General features: G+C 71.6%; 13 protein-coding genes. 4 read left to right on the top strand and 9 right to left on the bottom strand.

Features of this window, described 5'->3' with window-relative positions:
* Positions 1-188: 188 nt before the first annotated feature.
* The 3 genes from rocD to ACIQTP_RS28350 form a co-directional block, all read right to left on the bottom strand.
* The gene (rocD, locus tag ACIQTP_RS28360; protein ID WP_403404779.1) at positions 189-1,439 is read right to left on the bottom strand and encodes an ornithine--oxo-acid transaminase; all 1,251 of its coding nucleotides are present in this window, start codon (positions 1,437-1,439) and stop codon (positions 189-191) included.
* Positions 1,436-2,257, bottom strand: a complete 822-nt coding sequence (gene ddaH, locus ACIQTP_RS28355) for a dimethylargininase (RefSeq protein WP_389597551.1) — start codon at positions 2,255-2,257, stop codon at positions 1,436-1,438. The genes rocD and ddaH overlap by 4 nt, the downstream gene beginning before the upstream one ends.
* 122 nt (positions 2,258-2,379) lie before the next feature.
* A complete protein-coding gene (locus ACIQTP_RS28350; protein WP_067378689.1) occupies positions 2,380-2,892 on the bottom strand; it encodes an Lrp/AsnC family transcriptional regulator in 513 nt (170 codons plus the stop codon).
* Positions 2,893-3,011: 119 nt separating this feature from the next.
* Here ACIQTP_RS28350 and ACIQTP_RS28345 point away from each other — a divergent pair, with 119 nt between their 5' ends.
* The 4 genes from ACIQTP_RS28345 to ACIQTP_RS28330 all read left to right on the top strand — a co-directional run bounded on the left by ACIQTP_RS28345 (position 3,012) and on the right by ACIQTP_RS28330 (position 7,187).
* A complete protein-coding gene (locus ACIQTP_RS28345; RefSeq protein WP_403404775.1) occupies positions 3,012-3,767 on the top strand; it encodes a LytR/AlgR family response regulator transcription factor in 756 nt (251 codons plus the stop codon).
* A 14-nt stretch (positions 3,768-3,781) separates the two neighbouring features.
* Entirely contained in the window at positions 3,782-4,141 is a 360-nt protein-coding gene (locus ACIQTP_RS28340) for a hypothetical protein (protein WP_403404772.1), read from the top strand.
* A 66-nt stretch (positions 4,142-4,207) separates the two neighbouring features.
* A complete protein-coding gene (locus ACIQTP_RS28335) occupies positions 4,208-5,953 on the top strand; it encodes a cation acetate symporter (RefSeq protein WP_403404769.1) in 1,746 nt (581 codons plus the stop codon).
* A gap of 28 nt (positions 5,954-5,981) precedes the next feature.
* Positions 5,982-7,187, top strand: a complete 1,206-nt coding sequence (locus ACIQTP_RS28330) for a sensor histidine kinase (protein WP_402052134.1) — start codon at positions 5,982-5,984, stop codon at positions 7,185-7,187.
* Between the two features lie 16 nt (positions 7,188-7,203).
* On the opposite strand, the gene ACIQTP_RS28325 is transcribed toward ACIQTP_RS28330, so the two are convergent.
* The 6 genes from ACIQTP_RS28325 to ACIQTP_RS28300 form a co-directional block, all read right to left on the bottom strand.
* Entirely contained in the window at positions 7,204-7,362 is a 159-nt protein-coding gene (locus tag ACIQTP_RS28325; protein WP_181652315.1) for a hypothetical protein, read from the bottom strand.
* Between the two features lie 95 nt (positions 7,363-7,457).
* On the bottom strand, positions 7,458-9,641 hold the full coding sequence (locus ACIQTP_RS28320) for a protein kinase (RefSeq protein ID WP_403404765.1): 2,184 nt from the start codon (positions 9,639-9,641) through the stop codon (positions 7,458-7,460).
* 37 nt (positions 9,642-9,678) lie between these two features.
* Positions 9,679-11,250 carry a DUF6777 domain-containing protein gene (locus tag ACIQTP_RS28315; RefSeq protein WP_403404763.1) on the bottom strand — a complete coding sequence of 524 codons (1,572 nt, stop codon included), beginning with the start codon at positions 11,248-11,250 and terminating at the stop codon, positions 9,679-9,681.
* Between the two features lie 86 nt (positions 11,251-11,336).
* Positions 11,337-12,290: a cytochrome c oxidase assembly protein gene (locus tag ACIQTP_RS28310; protein ID WP_403404760.1), complete on the bottom strand. Its 954-nt coding sequence runs from the start codon at positions 12,288-12,290 to the stop codon at positions 11,337-11,339.
* A gap of 181 nt (positions 12,291-12,471) precedes the next feature.
* Positions 12,472-13,497 (bottom strand): 6-phosphofructokinase, encoded by a 1,026-nt coding sequence (locus ACIQTP_RS28305; RefSeq protein WP_402052149.1) that lies wholly within the window; start codon positions 13,495-13,497, stop codon positions 12,472-12,474.
* 259 nt (positions 13,498-13,756) lie between these two features.
* Positions 13,757-14,485 (bottom strand): type 1 glutamine amidotransferase, encoded by a 729-nt coding sequence (locus tag ACIQTP_RS28300; RefSeq protein ID WP_148008030.1) that lies wholly within the window; start codon positions 14,483-14,485, stop codon positions 13,757-13,759.
* Positions 14,486-14,501: the final 16 nt, after the last annotated feature.

The raw sequence follows: 14,501 nt of genomic DNA, 5'->3' as shown, positions 1-14,501 counted from the left end.
GGGGGTCCGGGGGGGGGGGCGCCCGGGGCGGGGGCCGGGGGGGCGGCCCCCCCCCCGGCGGGGGGGGGGCGGCGCGGGGGGGGGGGGGGCCCGCCCGGGGGGGGGGGGGCCCCCCCCCCCGCCGGCCGGGCGATGGGGGCGCGGCGTGCCCACCGCGCCAGGTGCCGTCCCGGCGTCCGGTGCCGGTGTCAGACCCCCTGCGTCAGCACCTTCTCCAAGGCGCCCAGGGCGGACTGGAGTTCCTCACCGGTGATCGTCAGCGGCGGGGCCAGTCGGATCGTCGATCCGTGGGTGTCCTTGACCAGAACTCCCTCGCGCATCAGACCCTCGCTGATCTCGCGCCCGGTGCCGATGGCCGGGTCGATGTCGACGCCCGCCCACAGCCCGCGAGCGCGGAAACCCTCCACGCCCCGGCCCACGAGCGCCGTCAGGCCACCGCGCAGGACCACACCCAACTCGGCCGCCCTGCTCTGGAACTCACCGGTCTCCAGGAGTCCGACGACCGCGGAGCCGACCGCCGCGGCCAGCGGATTGCCGCCGAAGGTCGAGCCGTGCTCACCGGGCCGCAGCACCCCGAGCACGTCCCGGCGGCCGACCACCGCCGACACCGGCACGATGCCGCCGCCGAGCGCCTTGCCCAGGAGGAGCAGGTCGGGGACGACGTCCTCGTGTTCCACGGCGAGCGTGGTGCCGGTGCGGCCCAGGCCCGACTGGATCTCGTCCGCGATGAACAGACAGCCGGCACGCCGGGTCAGCTCGCGGACACCGGTCAGGTAGCCGTCGTCCGGGATGACGACGCCCGCCTCGCCCTGGATGGGCTCGATCAGCACGGCCGCGGTGGTCTCGTCGACGGCCGCCTCCAGCGCGGCGAGGTCGTTGTACGGGACGACGCGGAAGCCCGGGGTGAACGGGCCGAAGCCGGCGCGGGCCGTCTCGTCCGTCGAGAAGCTCACGATCGTCGTCGTACGGCCGTGGAAGTTGTCCGCGGCCACCACGATCGTCGCCTGGTCCGGTGCGACGCCCTTCACCTCGTACGCCCACTTGCGGGCCACCTTGATGGCGCTCTCCACCGCCTCCGCGCCCGTGTTCATCGGCAGGACCATGTCCAGGCCGGTCAACTCGGCCAGCGACTCGGCGAACTGGGCCAGCCGGTCGTTGTGGAAGGCGCGCGAGGTGAGCGTCAGCCGGTCCAGCTGACGGTGCGCCGCGTCGATCAGCACCGGGTTGCGGTGGCCGAAGTTGAGGGCCGAATAGCCCGCCAGCATGTCGAGGTAGCGGCGGCCCTCGACGTCCTCGACCCAGGTGCCCTCGGCGTGGGCGACGACCACGGGAAGGGGGTGGTAGTTGTGCGCGAGGACGGGCTCCTCGGCGCGGATCAGGTCGGCGGAGGAGCGCGGACCGGCGGCGGAGGACGCGAGCGTACGGGCGGGAGCGGTCATGAGCGGATCTCCTGGGTGCAGCACTTGATGCCACCGCCGGCCTTGTGGAACTCGGAGAGGTCGACGGGGACGGGGACGTAGTCGTGGCGGGCGAGCCGGTCGGCTAGGGCCTCGGCGCGCGGCGCGATGAAGACGTGGCGGCCGTCGGAGACGGAGTTCAGGCCGAAGGTGTAGGCGTCCTCACGGGTCGCGAGCACCGCGTCCGGGAAGAGCCGGGCCAGGACCTCGCGACTGCCGGGCGAGAACGCCTCCGGGTAGTACGCGATGTTCGCCTCGGGTCCGTCGTCCAGGACGAAGAGCGCCGTGTCCAGATGGTAGAAGCGCGGGTCCACGAGTTGGAGGCTGACCACCGGGACGCCGAAGAACTCCTGCACCTCGCGGTGCGCCTCGGGGGTCGTCCGGAATCCGGTGCCGGCCAGCACGTACCGGCCCACCGGGACGAGGTCGCCCTCGCCCTCGCAGACGGACTCGGGACGGTAGACGTCGAAACCGGCCGCCTTGAACCAGGTCTCGTACGCGGTGGACTCGGGGCGGCGCTGCGGCGCGTGGAAGTACGACCCGAAGACCCGGCCCGCCAGGACGAGCGCGGAGTTGGCCGCGAACACCATGTCCGGAAGATCCGCCACGGGTTCCACGGTGTCCACGGTGTGGCCGTGGGCCCGGTAGGCGCTGATCAGCGCCGCCCACTGGGCACGGGCCAGATCGACGTCCACTTGGGCGTCGGGATGCATCCAGGGATTGATCGCGTACTGCACGGCGAAGTGTCTGGGTTCGCAGACGAGAAAGCGCCGAGGGCGCGGCACACGGCTGTCGGGCACAGAGAGGTTCCTCCGCTTCCTGCGGTGTCGACTGGGGTGCCTCCAAGGTAGGAAACGGGGGATACGGGCGACAAGAGACGAGAGCTGCGTGTGTGCGCAGCATCGCTGCGCAATCACTCAGGTCAACGCAGGTTTGATGCGTCCAGCGCATCCTGTGGGGCCGCGTGGGTGGCGCCCGCCTCCGGGGCCTCCGGCAGCAGATGCGACAGCACCATGTAGCTGATCGTCTTCCGGATGAAGGGCTCGGTGCGGATCCGCTCCAGCACCTCCTCGAAGTGGTCGACATCCGTGGCGCGCACATGGAGCAGCGCGTCCGCGCCGCCCGTCACGGTCATGGCCGCGGTGATCTCCGGATGGTTGCGGACCACCTCCGCGAGCCGTCGGGGCGGCGCCGCGCCCTCGCAGTACACCTCGACGTACGCCTCCGTGCGCCAGCCGAGCGCCGTCGGCTTCACCGTGGCCGTGAACCCGGTGATCACACCGGTCTCGCGGAGCCGGTCGACACGGCGCTTCACCGCGGTGGCCGACAGTCCGATCGCCGTGCCGATCTCGGCGAAGCTCGTCCGGGCGTTGGCCATCAGGGCCGTGATGATCTTGCGGTCGAGTTCGTCGAACATCGCGGGCTTGCTGTTCATGGCGGCACTGTATCCAGCGACAACGTCCACGCAACCAGCGACAACGTCCGCATGTCCGGCGACGACGTCCACGTCCCGCACATGTCCAGGCATGCCGATCGCTCCTACACTCCACTCTCATGCTGCGCGCGCTCGCCGTCGACGACGAACAACCGTCCCTCGAGGAACTCCTCTACCTCCTGAACACCGATCCCCGGATCTCCAGCGCCGAGGGCGCCGGCGACGCGACCGAGGCGCTGCGCCGGATCAACCGGGCCCTGGAATCCGGACCCGACGGGCCCGAGGCCATCGACGTCGTCTTCCTCGACATCCACATGCCCGGACTCGACGGACTCGACCTCGCCCGGCTGCTCACCGGCTTCGCCTCGCCGCCGCTCGTCGTGTTCGTCACCGCCCACGAGGGCTTCGCCGTCCAGGCCTTCGACCTCAAGGCCGTCGACTACGTCCTCAAGCCGGTACGGCGGGAGCGGCTGGCCGAAGCCGTCCGGCGGGCCGCCCAACTCCAGGAGACCGCACCGCGGATACCCGTCCACGAGCCCGACCCGGACCACGTATCCGTCGAACTCGGCGGCGTCACCCGCTTCGTGGCCGTCGAGGACATCACCCACGTCGAAGCGCACGGCGACTACGCACGCCTGCACACCGCCCAGGGCAGCCATCTCGTCCGCATCCCGCTCTCCACCCTGGAGGAACGCTGGCGCGCACGCGGCTTCGTCCGCATCCACCGGCGCCATCTCGTCGCCCTGCGCCACATCGGCGAACTCCGCCTGGACGCGGGCACCGTGAGCGTCCTCGTCGACTCCGTCGAACTCCAGGTCAGCCGTCGGCACGCCCGCGAACTGCGCGATCTGCTGATGCGCCGGACCACGAGCTGAGAGGGGGAAACGGCGTGCCGCAGGACCCGACCGAACGCCGGGTGGTCGTCACCGGAGTGCCCCGGCGCACCCGCCGCACCTCCGGCTACTACCGGCCCAGGACCGAGATCGACGAACAGACCACGCTCGGCCACACCTACGTCCGCTCCCTGATGCGCAGTCAACTCCGCGCGGCAATCATGGTGTTCGCCGTGCTGGTCCTGCTGGTCGGGCCACTGCCCCTGGTCTTCGCCGCGATGCCGGACGGCGCGAGCCTGGAGTGGGCCGTGCTCGGCTTCTGCGTCTACCCGCCCCTGGTCCTGCTCGCCCGCTGGTACGTGCGGCGCGTGGAGCGCAACGAGAAGGACTTCGTGCGCCTCGTCGAAGACCGCTGAGCCGAGAACGAGGACCGCTGAGTCATGGACGAGGGCTGTAGAGACGTGAATGAGGACCGCTGAGCCGTGAATCAGAACTACGCCGTCCCCGCCGTCGCCCTCGTCGTCGTGGCGACCGTCCTGGTCGGCGCGTTCGGCCTGCGCATCTCCCGGACCACCTCCGACTTCTACGTCGCCTCACGCACCGTGGGCCCCCGGCTCAACGCGGCCGCGATCAGCGGCGAGTACCTCTCCGCCGCCTCCTTCCTCGGCATCGCGGGCCTCGTCCTGGTCCAGGGCCCCGACATGCTCTGGTACCCCGTCGGCTACACGGCCGGCTATCTCGTGCTGCTCCTGTTCGTCGCGGCCCCGCTGCGCCGCTCCGGCGCGTACACCCTGCCCGACTTCGCGGAGGCACGCCTCGGCTCACCGGCCGTGCGACGCCTCGCCGGTGCCTTCGTGGTCGGGGTCGGCTGGCTCTACCTGCTGCCCCAACTACAGGGCGCCGGGCTGACGCTGGCCGTCCTGACCGACGCGCCCGACTGGTTCGGCGGGGTGCTCGTCGCGGTCGTCGTGGTCGCCACCGTCGCCGCCGGAGGCATGCGCAGCATCACCTTCGTACAGGCCTTCCAGTACTGGCTGAAGCTCACCGCCCTGCTGGTCCCCGCACTCTTCCTGGTCCTCGCCTGGCAGGCCGACGGCGCCCCGCGCCCGGCCTTCGCCGAACCCGCGACCTTCCGCGAGCAGCGCGTCGTCCGCGTCGACGACAGCCTCGACCTGAAGCTCTCGGACCCGCTGGGCGTCACGGCCACCGGCACGGTCGACGGCCACCGCTACGACGGTGAGCGGCTGCGACTCCCCGCGGGCGTCCACCACATCGAGCGCGGCACCCGGCTGACCTTCGCCCAGGGCGACCCCGTCCCGGCCGCCGACCGGGGCAGCAACGGCGGCATGTCGACCTCGCTGGCGGCGGGCCGCGAGGAACGACCGCTGTACGCCACGTACGGACTGATCCTCGCCACCTTCCTCGGCACCATGGGACTGCCGCACGTCGTCGTCCGCTTCTACACCAGCCCGCACGGTGTCGCGGCCCGCCGCACCACGGTCGCCGTCCTCGGCCTGATCGGCGCGTTCTATCTGCTGCCGCCCGTCTACGGGGCGCTCGGCCGCCTGTACGCCCCCGAACTGAGCCTCGCCGGGAACGCCGACGCCGCCGTCCTGCTGCTGCCCGACCGCGTGATCGGCGGCCTCGGCGCGGATCTCCTGGGCGCGCTGGTGGCGGGCGGGGCCTTCGCGGCGTTCCTGTCGACCGCGTCCGGACTGACCATGGCGGTGGCCGGGGTCCTCACCCAGGACGTGCTGCCCTCGCGCGGGGTACGCCACTTCCGGCTGGGCACCGTACTGGCCATGGCGGTGCCGCTCGCGGCGAGCGTGATCGTCGGTGGACTGCCCGTCGCCGACGCCGTCGGACTCGCCTTCGCCGTGTCCGCGTCCTCCTTCTGCCCGCTGCTCGTCCTCGGCATCTGGTGGCGGCGGCTGACCCCGCCGGGCGCGGCGGCCGGAATGCTCGTCGGCGGCGGCGCGGCCTTCGTCGCCGTCGCCGCCACCATGGCGGGCTACCCGGGCTCGGGCGTGCTGCACGCACTGCTCGCCTGGCCCGCGCTCTGGTCGGTGCCGCTCGGGTTCCTCACCATGGTCCTGGTGTCGCTGGCCACGGCCGGACGGGTGCCGGCCGGGACGGCGGCGATCCTGGCCCGCTTCCACCTGCCGGAAGAACTGGCCGCAGGGGACAGGCGCGCAGACGCCGACGCACGCGGGGAGGCCAAGGCGTGAGCGTGTCGTCGAGCGGGGCGGTGACGGCGTGAGCGGATTCCTGGCGGGCCTGTGCGTCGCCGTGCTCCCGCTGCTGGCCGCCGGGTTCTGGCTCGGCAGGCGTACCGCGCGGCCCGAGAACCTCGGCGGGCTCGGCACTCCCGTCGAACACGCCACCTTCGAGACCCTGCACACCGCCTCGCTGGCCGCGCCCCCACTGCGCGCGGGCCTCACCGGGGAGACCGCCCGCAAGTCCGCCCGCCGACTGCGCACCCTGCTCGGCACGGACGCCCTGTGCCTCACCGACCAGGACACCGTCCTCGCCTGGGACGGCCTGGGGGAGCACCACCGCACCGAGATCATGGAACGGCTCGGCGGCCCCCTGGAGACCGGCCGCGGCGAGGCCTTCCGGCTGAAGTGCGACGAGCCCGACTGCTCCCTGCGCTGGGCCGTCGTCGCACCGCTCACCGTCGACGACCGCGTCCACGGAGCGCTCGTGGCCTGCGCGCCCCGCGAGTCCGCCGTCCTCGTCCGCGCCGCGGGCGAGGTCGCCCGCTGGGTCTCCGTGCAACTGGAACTCGCCGACCTCGACCAGTCCCGCACCCGTCTGATCGAGGCCGAGATCAAGGCCCTGCGTGCCCAGATCTCCCCGCACTTCATCTTCAACTCGCTGGCGGTGATCGCCTCGTTCGTCCGCACCGACCCCGAGCGAGCCCGCGAACTGCTCCTGGAATTCGCCGACTTCACGCGCTACTCGTTCCGCAGGCACGGCGACTTCACCACCCTCGCCGACGAACTGCACGCCATCGACCACTACTTGGCGCTGGTCAGAGCCCGCTTCGGCGACCGCCTCTCGGTCACCCTGCAGATCGCCCCCGAGGTGCTGCCGGTCGCGCTGCCCTTCCTCTGCCTCCAACCGCTCGTGGAGAACGCCGTCAAACACGGACTGGAGGGCAAGACGGACAAGAGCCACATCAGCATCACCGCCCAGGACGCGGGCGCCGAGGCGCTGGTCGTGATCGAGGACAACGGCACCGGAATGGACCCCGACCGGCTGCGCCGCATCCTCGCCGGGGAGGTGAGCCCCTCCGGCGGCATCGGACTGTCCAACGTCGACGACCGGCTCCGCCAGGTCTACGGGGACGAGTACGGCCTCGTCATCGAGACCGCCGTGGGAGCGGGCATGAAGATCACCGCCCGGCTGCCGAAGTACCAGCCGGGGGTGCACTCGGCGGGACCGCTGCCCAGGGAGTGACACCGACCCGGGCGCATCAGGCGCCCCGCGAGGCCACCATGCCGACCGTGAGCAGACCGAGCACCACCCAGCCGAACCACAGCCAGCCGTTGCTGCCGAGCGCCACCGTGTAGGCCGTCACCATGACGAGTCCGCCGACGGTGAGCACCCCCATCGCCTTCGTCGAACCGGGCATCGCACTACACCCTTCTCCCGGCGGGGTCCGCGACGCGGGCCGTGGCCTGCGCCCATTTTCACCCGAAGGGACGAGGTTCGCCAGGGCCGGGTGGGCTACTCGCCCCCGTGCATGAGGGCCTTGTCCAGACGCTCGATGCTGCAGACCACCAGGTAGTACCCCTTCCTCCACAGTCCTGTGCTGCGCAGGCCATGACTCACATAGGTGTCGGCGGGATAGCCGAGTTGCTGCGGCGGGGCGTCGGCCTTGCACTGTTCGTCCGCCTCGGCGTCGGGCTTCCTGCCGGGTGTGAGGGTGGTGAGGTGCGTGATCCGGAAGACCTGGCCCACATGGTCCTGGTCGCAGGAGACGAGCTCGTAGTGGGTGTATTCGCTCGCGTCCCCGCGGGCATGGCCCAGGCAGTCGCCCTGCTGCATCTGGGTCGCGTCCTCGAACGCCATCCCGTACGGGCGCAGGTCGCCGAGCCTGCCGTACACCGGGCCGTGCTTCCCGACCAGCAGGCATGCGACGTTCCCGCCGGTGGCGTCGAAGCCCTCGCGAGTGGGCACCACGGCCAGGCTCTGGACGTGCCAGGCGAGTTTGTCGGCGGTCGCCTTCGTCCGCTCCGCGCACTGGTCCGCTCCGTCGCTGCGGGCCTCCTCGAAGGAGCGGGCCTTGTACAGCTCCATCACCTGCCCGTCGGGGCGCAGCGCTCCGCAGCTCGGATCCAGTTGCAGACGTGGGGTCCCCGAGGACGGTGCGGGGGACGGGTCGCTCAGTACGCAGTCGCCCTTCTTGAGCGGTGCGGAGAGCCCGACCTGGGCGCCGTAGGGGGCTGCGGGCGTCTGCGCCCTGCCGTACCGCGCCACACCCCAGATCACTCCCGCCGTCAGCGACAGCGCGAGGAGCAGTGCCGCGGTCACCTGGAGGAGCGGCGTCCGCCTGCGGCGCCCCCCGCCGGGATCCGGGTCGGGTACGGGGGGTCCCAGGTAACTGGGCGGACCGAAACCGGCGCCGGGCTGCGAGGGGTGCGGGGTCGGCGGACCGAAACCCTGGCCCGGGCGAGGGGCGTACGCGGCCGGGGCACCGGCACGGCTGCCGACCGCCTGCGCCATGGGTGTGTACGCCGCGTGGTGCGCCGGCGCGGGACAGGCCTGGGCCGTGGGGACGTACGAACCCGGCGCAGCGAAACCCTGGTCCCGGGCCGGTCCCACCGAGCTCTGCTCCCGGCCGGGGGCGGCCGGCCCCGGCGCCTGGACGGGCGTGGCCGGTCCCTGGTTCCAGGCGGGCGTGGGCGGCGCGTAGTCGTGGTCCCGGGACGGGCCGCCGGGCGCGAGGCCCGGTGGCGCCGGACCCCCGGGCCCGTCGGAGGTGACGAGCCCCGCCCACGCGGGCTGCGAGCCGTTGTCGACCTGGGTCGGCGGATGAGGCTCGGGCAGGATGATCCGGGCCAGGGCCGCCGCCGTCCGCTCCGCGGAGATCCGCAGGGCCGGGTCCTTGATCAGCAGCGCGTCGATGACCGGCCCCAGCGCGCCGGCCCGCGGGGACGGCGGCGCCTCCTCCGCGACCACCGCGGTGAGCGCTCCGAGGTGGCTGTCGCGGTCGAAGGGGCCCTGGCCCTCCACACCGAAGTACAGGGTGCAGCCCAGCGAGAACAGGTCGGATGCCGCGGTCGGCTGGCCGCCCTGTGCCCGCTCCGGTGCCAGATAGCCGGCCGTGCCGACCAGGACGGAGGTACGGGTCCAGCGGGTCTCGGGGGAGTCCGGCTGGACCGAGATGCCGTAGTCGGTGAGGAGGATGCGCGCGCCGGGGGTGCCCACGCGGTCCGGGGCGAGCAGGATGTTGGCCGGTTTGACGTCCCGGTGCATGATGCCGCGCTCGTGCCCGGCGGTCAGCGCGTCCAGCACCGCGAGGCCGACGCGGGCGCACTCGTCGGGGGCCAGCGGGCCGCGCCGGGCGAGCCAGGCCCGCAGGTCCTCCGCGCCCGCCACGTACTCCATCACGATCCACGGCAGGCCGTCGTGCTCCAGGACGTCGTGGACCGTCACCACGTGCGGATGGCCGCGCAGCACCGCCGCGTGCCGGGCCTCGGCGCGGGCGCGCGCGATCCGCGACTCGTGCTCCTCACTCCCTTCCCGCACATCGCGGAACCTGATCTCCTTGAGCGCCACGTCACAGTCGAGCCGCTGGTCGTGGGCGAGCCAGACATGGCCCATCCCGCCGGAGCCGACCTGCTTCAGAAGCAGATACCGGCCGTTGATGATCCGGCCCACTCCCGACTGCGCTGATCCTGCTGTCATCCGGTTGCCCCCCGGGTTCTGCGTTGTCGTACGCGGGTCAGGCCGCGCTCCCGGTGGACCCATCGGGAGCGGAGTCGCTCGTACCCGGGTCGACCGGGGCGGGCGGTGTGCTCGACACGGGCTCACTCGTCGGCGGCGCGCTGCTGACGGTGGGCCTGGTCGAGGTCGGTTCGTGCGAGGTCGGTTCGGTCGTCGGCACGGTCGGGGCAGTGGCCGAGGGGGTGGTCGGGGCACTGCTCGTCGGTGAGCCGGTCGGAGAGGTGTGCGAGGGGGCGGACGTCGTGCCGCCGCCCGTTCCGCCGCTCGTGTCCGTGGGCGTGGCGGTTTTCGAGGGGGTGGAGGTGACCGTGTCCGTAGGGGCACCCGACCCGGTGCCGCTGTCGGACGGCGAGGCGCTGCCCGACGACGCGGCACCGGACGAGGGGCCGGACGATCCTCCGGACGGTGTAGGCGGGGTCGTCCCGGGATCCGAGCCCGCTCCGTTGGTGCCGTTCGTGCCGCCCGTGCCCGTGCCGGAATCCGACGGCGTGGCCGGGTCACCGCCGCTCTCGGGCGGGCTGTCGGACCGCGCGGACAGGACGACCGACGTGCCCCAGGCGACCTCGCTGCCCTCGGTCGGCCGGGACGCCGTCACCTGGGCGCCGTCGGCCGGCAGCGTGTCACCGACGTACGACATTCCCAGCCCCGCGTCGGTCAGCTGCCGGGTCGCTTCGGCGAAGGTCAGTCCGGTGACGGGTGGCACGGCGTGCTTCTGGCGGGTGTTGAAGGACTTGTCCTGGCTGCCGTCGCTGCCCACCGGGCGGGCGATCCCCCGGCCGGGGTCGTGCACGTCGACGAGCTGGAGCTTGTGGATCTCCCGCGCCCCGGGTGGCGGCTCGACCACCACGACGCGGTCCTGCCGGTAATCGGCCCACTGCTTGTTGCCGTTCTTGAACCGCACGTCGGTCTTCGAGACCTTTCCCTCGAAGGGGAGCAGCGGATTGCCGCAGGAGCACTTCACCGCGGGCAGTCCCTGTTGGTCGACCAGAATGGCGATTCCGGCCTGTAGCAGCGCGGCGTACGAAACCGCCTTGCCGTTCTCGTAGTCGTGATTCGTCACGAGAGTGTCGTGACGCAGTACGACGGGTGTGAGTTGATCGATATAACCCGGGATCTGATCGGTGCTTATATGCAGGACCCGCGCCCATTCCTGCGCCTTCGCCGAGTTCTTGGGGTCGGTGAGGAATTTCTTCAACTTCGCCACGGCGCAGGTGCCGGGCTTCGTGGTGCCGCCCCACACGCCGGTGCCGGGTGCGGTACTGGGTTCGGGCGCCGGCGCCGGTGAACCGCTGCCGTCGCTGCCGTCGGGGGCCCCGCCGTACAGTCCGGGGCTGTTACTGGCCTGCACACCACCGCTGGGCCGGGCCTCGGGCAGGTGGATGTCCGTGCCGAGCTGTCGGTCCTCCTTGAAGAAGGGGGAGACCGAGGAAACGCCCGCCGCCACGGCCCGTACCACGAACAACTGATCGGATTTGCTGCACCCGCTGACCATCAGTACCGAAACCAGCAGTAGAGCGAGCCTTCGGGCGGCGGAAATCCCCGCCCTTTGCATGGACGCACGAATTGACATGACCGCTCCCCCTGCGGTTTCCCCCGTTGTCCCCCCATGCTACTGAACCGAAAAGCCCTTCACGCAAGGTGAATTGCAAAGTTAATTCAGCGGCCGCGTGCGTTGAGTGAGGCCAGATAGGCGTTGTACGCCTCGAGTTCCTTGTCGCCGTCGCGGTCGGCGGCCCGGTCCGTGCGGCGGGCCTGCCGCTTCTCGGAGGCGTACCACTGGAAGAGCAGCGCGATCAGCACGAGGACGGAGGGGATCTCGCTGAACGCCCAGGCGATACCGCCCGCGGCGTTCTGGTCGGCGAGCGCGTCGATGCCGAGCGAGGCGGGCGGGTTCTTGTACGTGTCAACCATCGGCGCGGACGCCATCATCAGCGCGATACCGAAGAACGCGTGGAACGGCATGCCCGCGAACAGCTCCAGCATCCGCATCAGGTAGCCCGGCCGGTGCGGTCCGGGGTCGACGCCCATGATCGGCCAGAAGAAGACCAGGCCGACGGCGAGGAAGTGGCACATCATCGCGATGTGCCCGGTCTTGGAGCCCATCAGGAAGTCGAAGATGGGGGAGAAGTACAGCGCGTACAGGCTCGCGATGAACAGCGGGATCGTGAACGCCGGGTGCGTGATGATCCGCATGTAGCGGCTGTGCAGGAACATCAGCAGCAGTTCACGCGGACCCTTGCTGCCTCGGGTGGCGGCCACCGGCAGCGCTCGCAGCGCCAGCGTGATCGGCGCCCCGAGCAGGATCAGGATCGGCGAGAGCATGCTGATCACCATGTGCTGCACCATGTGCACGCTGAACATGACCATGCCGTAGTCGTTCAGCCTGGTGCACATCACGACCATCACGGTCAGCACGCCGAGCACGAAGGCGATGGTCCGACCGGCCGACCACTTGTCGCCGCGCCGCGCGAGCCGCACGACCCCCCAGCCGTACAGGCCGAGTCCCACCAGGCAGGCGACGAGGAAGAACGGGTCCGCGGACCACACGAGCCCCCGCCCCAGCGTGAACGGCGGCAGATCCATGGTCATGCCGTGCCCGCTGTGATCCATCCGCCGGCTCCTGATTCGTACGTTGTGCGCTGTCTGTCCGAACCAGAGTAGGACCGACCCCGGCCACAACTGTGACCGGGGTCAGTGCGGCGCCCCGTCAGGGGCGCGGGGCTGTGTCACCGTGCGGCTCCGCCGCGTGGGCGCGACAAGCCACGATGTTGCCGCAGCCGAGAACGAATCCTCAGAGCACGCACTCCGCCTCGGCGTACCGCTCCTCGGGAACCGTCTTCAGGCTCTCCACCGCCTCCGCGAGCGACACCATGACGATGTCCGTCCCCCGCAGCGCGGTCATCTTCCCGAAGTCGCCGCGGTGCGCGGCCTCCACCGCGTGCCAGCCGAACCGCGTGGCGAGCACCCGGTCGTACGCCGTCGGCGTCCCCCCGCGCTGGACGTGCCCGAGGATCACCGGCCGGGCCTCCTTGCCGAGGCGCTCCTCCAGCTCCAGGGAGAGCTGCCGGGCGATGCCGGCGAAACGCTCGTGCCCGTAGACGTCCTTGCCGCCCTCGTCGAACTCCATGGTGCCAGGGCGAGGCTTCGCCCCCTCCGCGGCGACGACGATCGCGAACCGCTTGCCCGCCTCGAAGCGCTCGCCGACCCGCGCGGCCAACTCCTCGATGTCGAAGGGGCGTTCGGGGACGACGATGGCGTGCGCGCCCGCGGCCATGCCGGAGTGCAGGGCGATCCAGCCGGTGTGGCGGCCCATGACCTCCACGATCAGCACCCGCTGGTGGGACTCGGCGGTGGTCTTCAGCCGGTCCAGGGCCTCGGTCGCGACACCGACGGCCGTGTCGAAGCCGAAGGTCACGTCCGTGACGGCGATGTCGTTGTCGATGGTCTTCGGCACGCCGACGATCGGCAGGCCGCCGTCCGAGAGCAGCCGGGCCGCCTTCAGCGTGCCCTCGCCGCCGATCGGGATGATCGCGTCGAGGCCGAGCTCCTCGACATGGCCCTTGGCCCGCGCAACACCGTCACGCAGCTGCGCGGGCTGGACCCGGGAGGAGCCGAGGATGGTGCCGCCGCGAGCCAGGATGCCGCTCACCGCGTCGAGGTCGAGCTTCAGGTAGTCGCACTCCAAAAGCCCCTTCCAGCCGTCCCGGAAGCCGATGACCTCGTCGCCGTGGTCCACGACGGCGCGGTGCACGACGGACCGGATGACGGCGTTCAGGCCGGGGCAGTCGCCGCCGGACGTGAGGACACCAATGCGCATAGCCCGAAATACCTTCTCAACGTGGGCCGGGTACCGGACCACGCTGTCCGGCTGGAATCCCGGTCACCCTACCGGCGGGACGGGGTGGTGCCGTAGCGGGCGTCCGCCTGGTGGACGCGGCCGCACAAGTGAGCGGAGACGCGGTCAGGCGGGCCCGACCTGGGTACACAGTGCCGGATACGCCTCGGGCGCGCTTGAGGTATCCCTCGAGCGCGCCCTGTGGACATCTCGCACCGTTTGTCCGTTGTTGGCCGATCGTTCAGGCGGGCTGCTGCGCCGCGGCGATGCGCTCGCCCCGGAGCGCCTCGTACCAGCGGTCGTCGATCGGCGGCAGCGCGTTCACGTCGAGCGCCAGCTTCAGCAGCAGGTCGGCGATCTGCGGGTTGCGGGCGAGCACGGGACCGTGCATGTACGTACCGAAGACCGTGTCGTTGTACGCGCCCTCGGTGCCGTCGCCGGTGCCGTTGCCCTTGCCGAGCCGCACCTGCGCGAACGGGCGCGCGGTGGGGCCGAGGTGGGTGACACCCTGGTGGTTCTCGAAACCGGTCAGCTGCGGCAGACCCAGGCGCGGGTCGATGTCTCCGAGCACGTCACCGACGCACCGCTCTCCCTCGCCACGCGTCGAGACCACGTCGAGCAGGCCGAGGCCCGGCTCGCGCTGCCCGAGGTCGTTGATGAACTCGTGGCCGAGGATCTGGTAGCCGGCACACACCGAGAACACGATCGCGCCGTTGCCGACCGCGCGGTGCAGGCCTCCGTCGCGGCGCAGGCGCTCCGCGGCGAGCCGCTGCGGCCGGTCCTCGCCGCCGCCGATCAGGTAGATGTCGCCGGAGGTCGGGATCGGCTGGTCGCTGCGGACGTCGAGACGGGCGACGTCGAGACCGCGCTGGCGGGCCCGGCGCTCCACGACGAGGGCGTTGCCCTGGTCGCCGTAGGTGCTCAGCAGGTCCGGGTAGATCCACACCAGGCGCAGGCTGTTGTCACTCATTCTCTTGGTCCTCCGT

Source organism: Streptomyces sp. NPDC090798 (genome assembly GCF_044768965.1).
Taxonomy (GTDB): Bacteria; Actinomycetota; Actinomycetes; order Streptomycetales; family Streptomycetaceae; genus Streptomyces.
The sequence above is the reverse complement of the archived record's forward strand: the minus strand, read 5'-3'. Positions and strand labels throughout refer to the sequence as shown.

Bases quoted from the DNA above. Each gene is read 5' to 3' on its own strand.
- rocD (WP_403404779.1), bottom strand. From the start codon at position 1,439: ATGACCGCTCCCGCCCGTACGCTCGCGTCCTCCGCCGCCGGTCCGCGC.
- ACIQTP_RS28320 (WP_403404765.1), bottom strand. From the start codon at position 9,641: ATGACAGCAGGATCAGCGCAGTCGGGAGTGGGCCGGATCATCAACGGC.
- ACIQTP_RS28310 (WP_403404760.1), bottom strand. From the start codon at position 12,290: ATGGATCACAGCGGGCACGGCATGACCATGGATCTGCCGCCGTTCACG.
- ACIQTP_RS28315 (WP_403404763.1), bottom strand. From the start codon at position 11,250: ATGTCAATTCGTGCGTCCATGCAAAGGGCGGGGATTTCCGCCGCCCGA.
- ACIQTP_RS28305 (WP_402052149.1), bottom strand. From the start codon at position 13,497: ATGCGCATTGGTGTCCTCACGTCCGGCGGCGACTGCCCCGGCCTGAAC.
- ACIQTP_RS28345 (WP_403404775.1), top strand. From the start codon at position 3,012: ATGCTGCGCGCGCTCGCCGTCGACGACGAACAACCGTCCCTCGAGGAA.
- ACIQTP_RS28300 (WP_148008030.1), bottom strand. From the start codon at position 14,485: ATGAGTGACAACAGCCTGCGCCTGGTGTGGATCTACCCGGACCTGCTG.
- ACIQTP_RS28325 (WP_181652315.1), bottom strand. From the start codon at position 7,362: ATGCCCGGTTCGACGAAGGCGATGGGGGTGCTCACCGTCGGCGGACTC.
- ACIQTP_RS28350 (WP_067378689.1), bottom strand. From the start codon at position 2,892: ATGAACAGCAAGCCCGCGATGTTCGACGAACTCGACCGCAAGATCATC.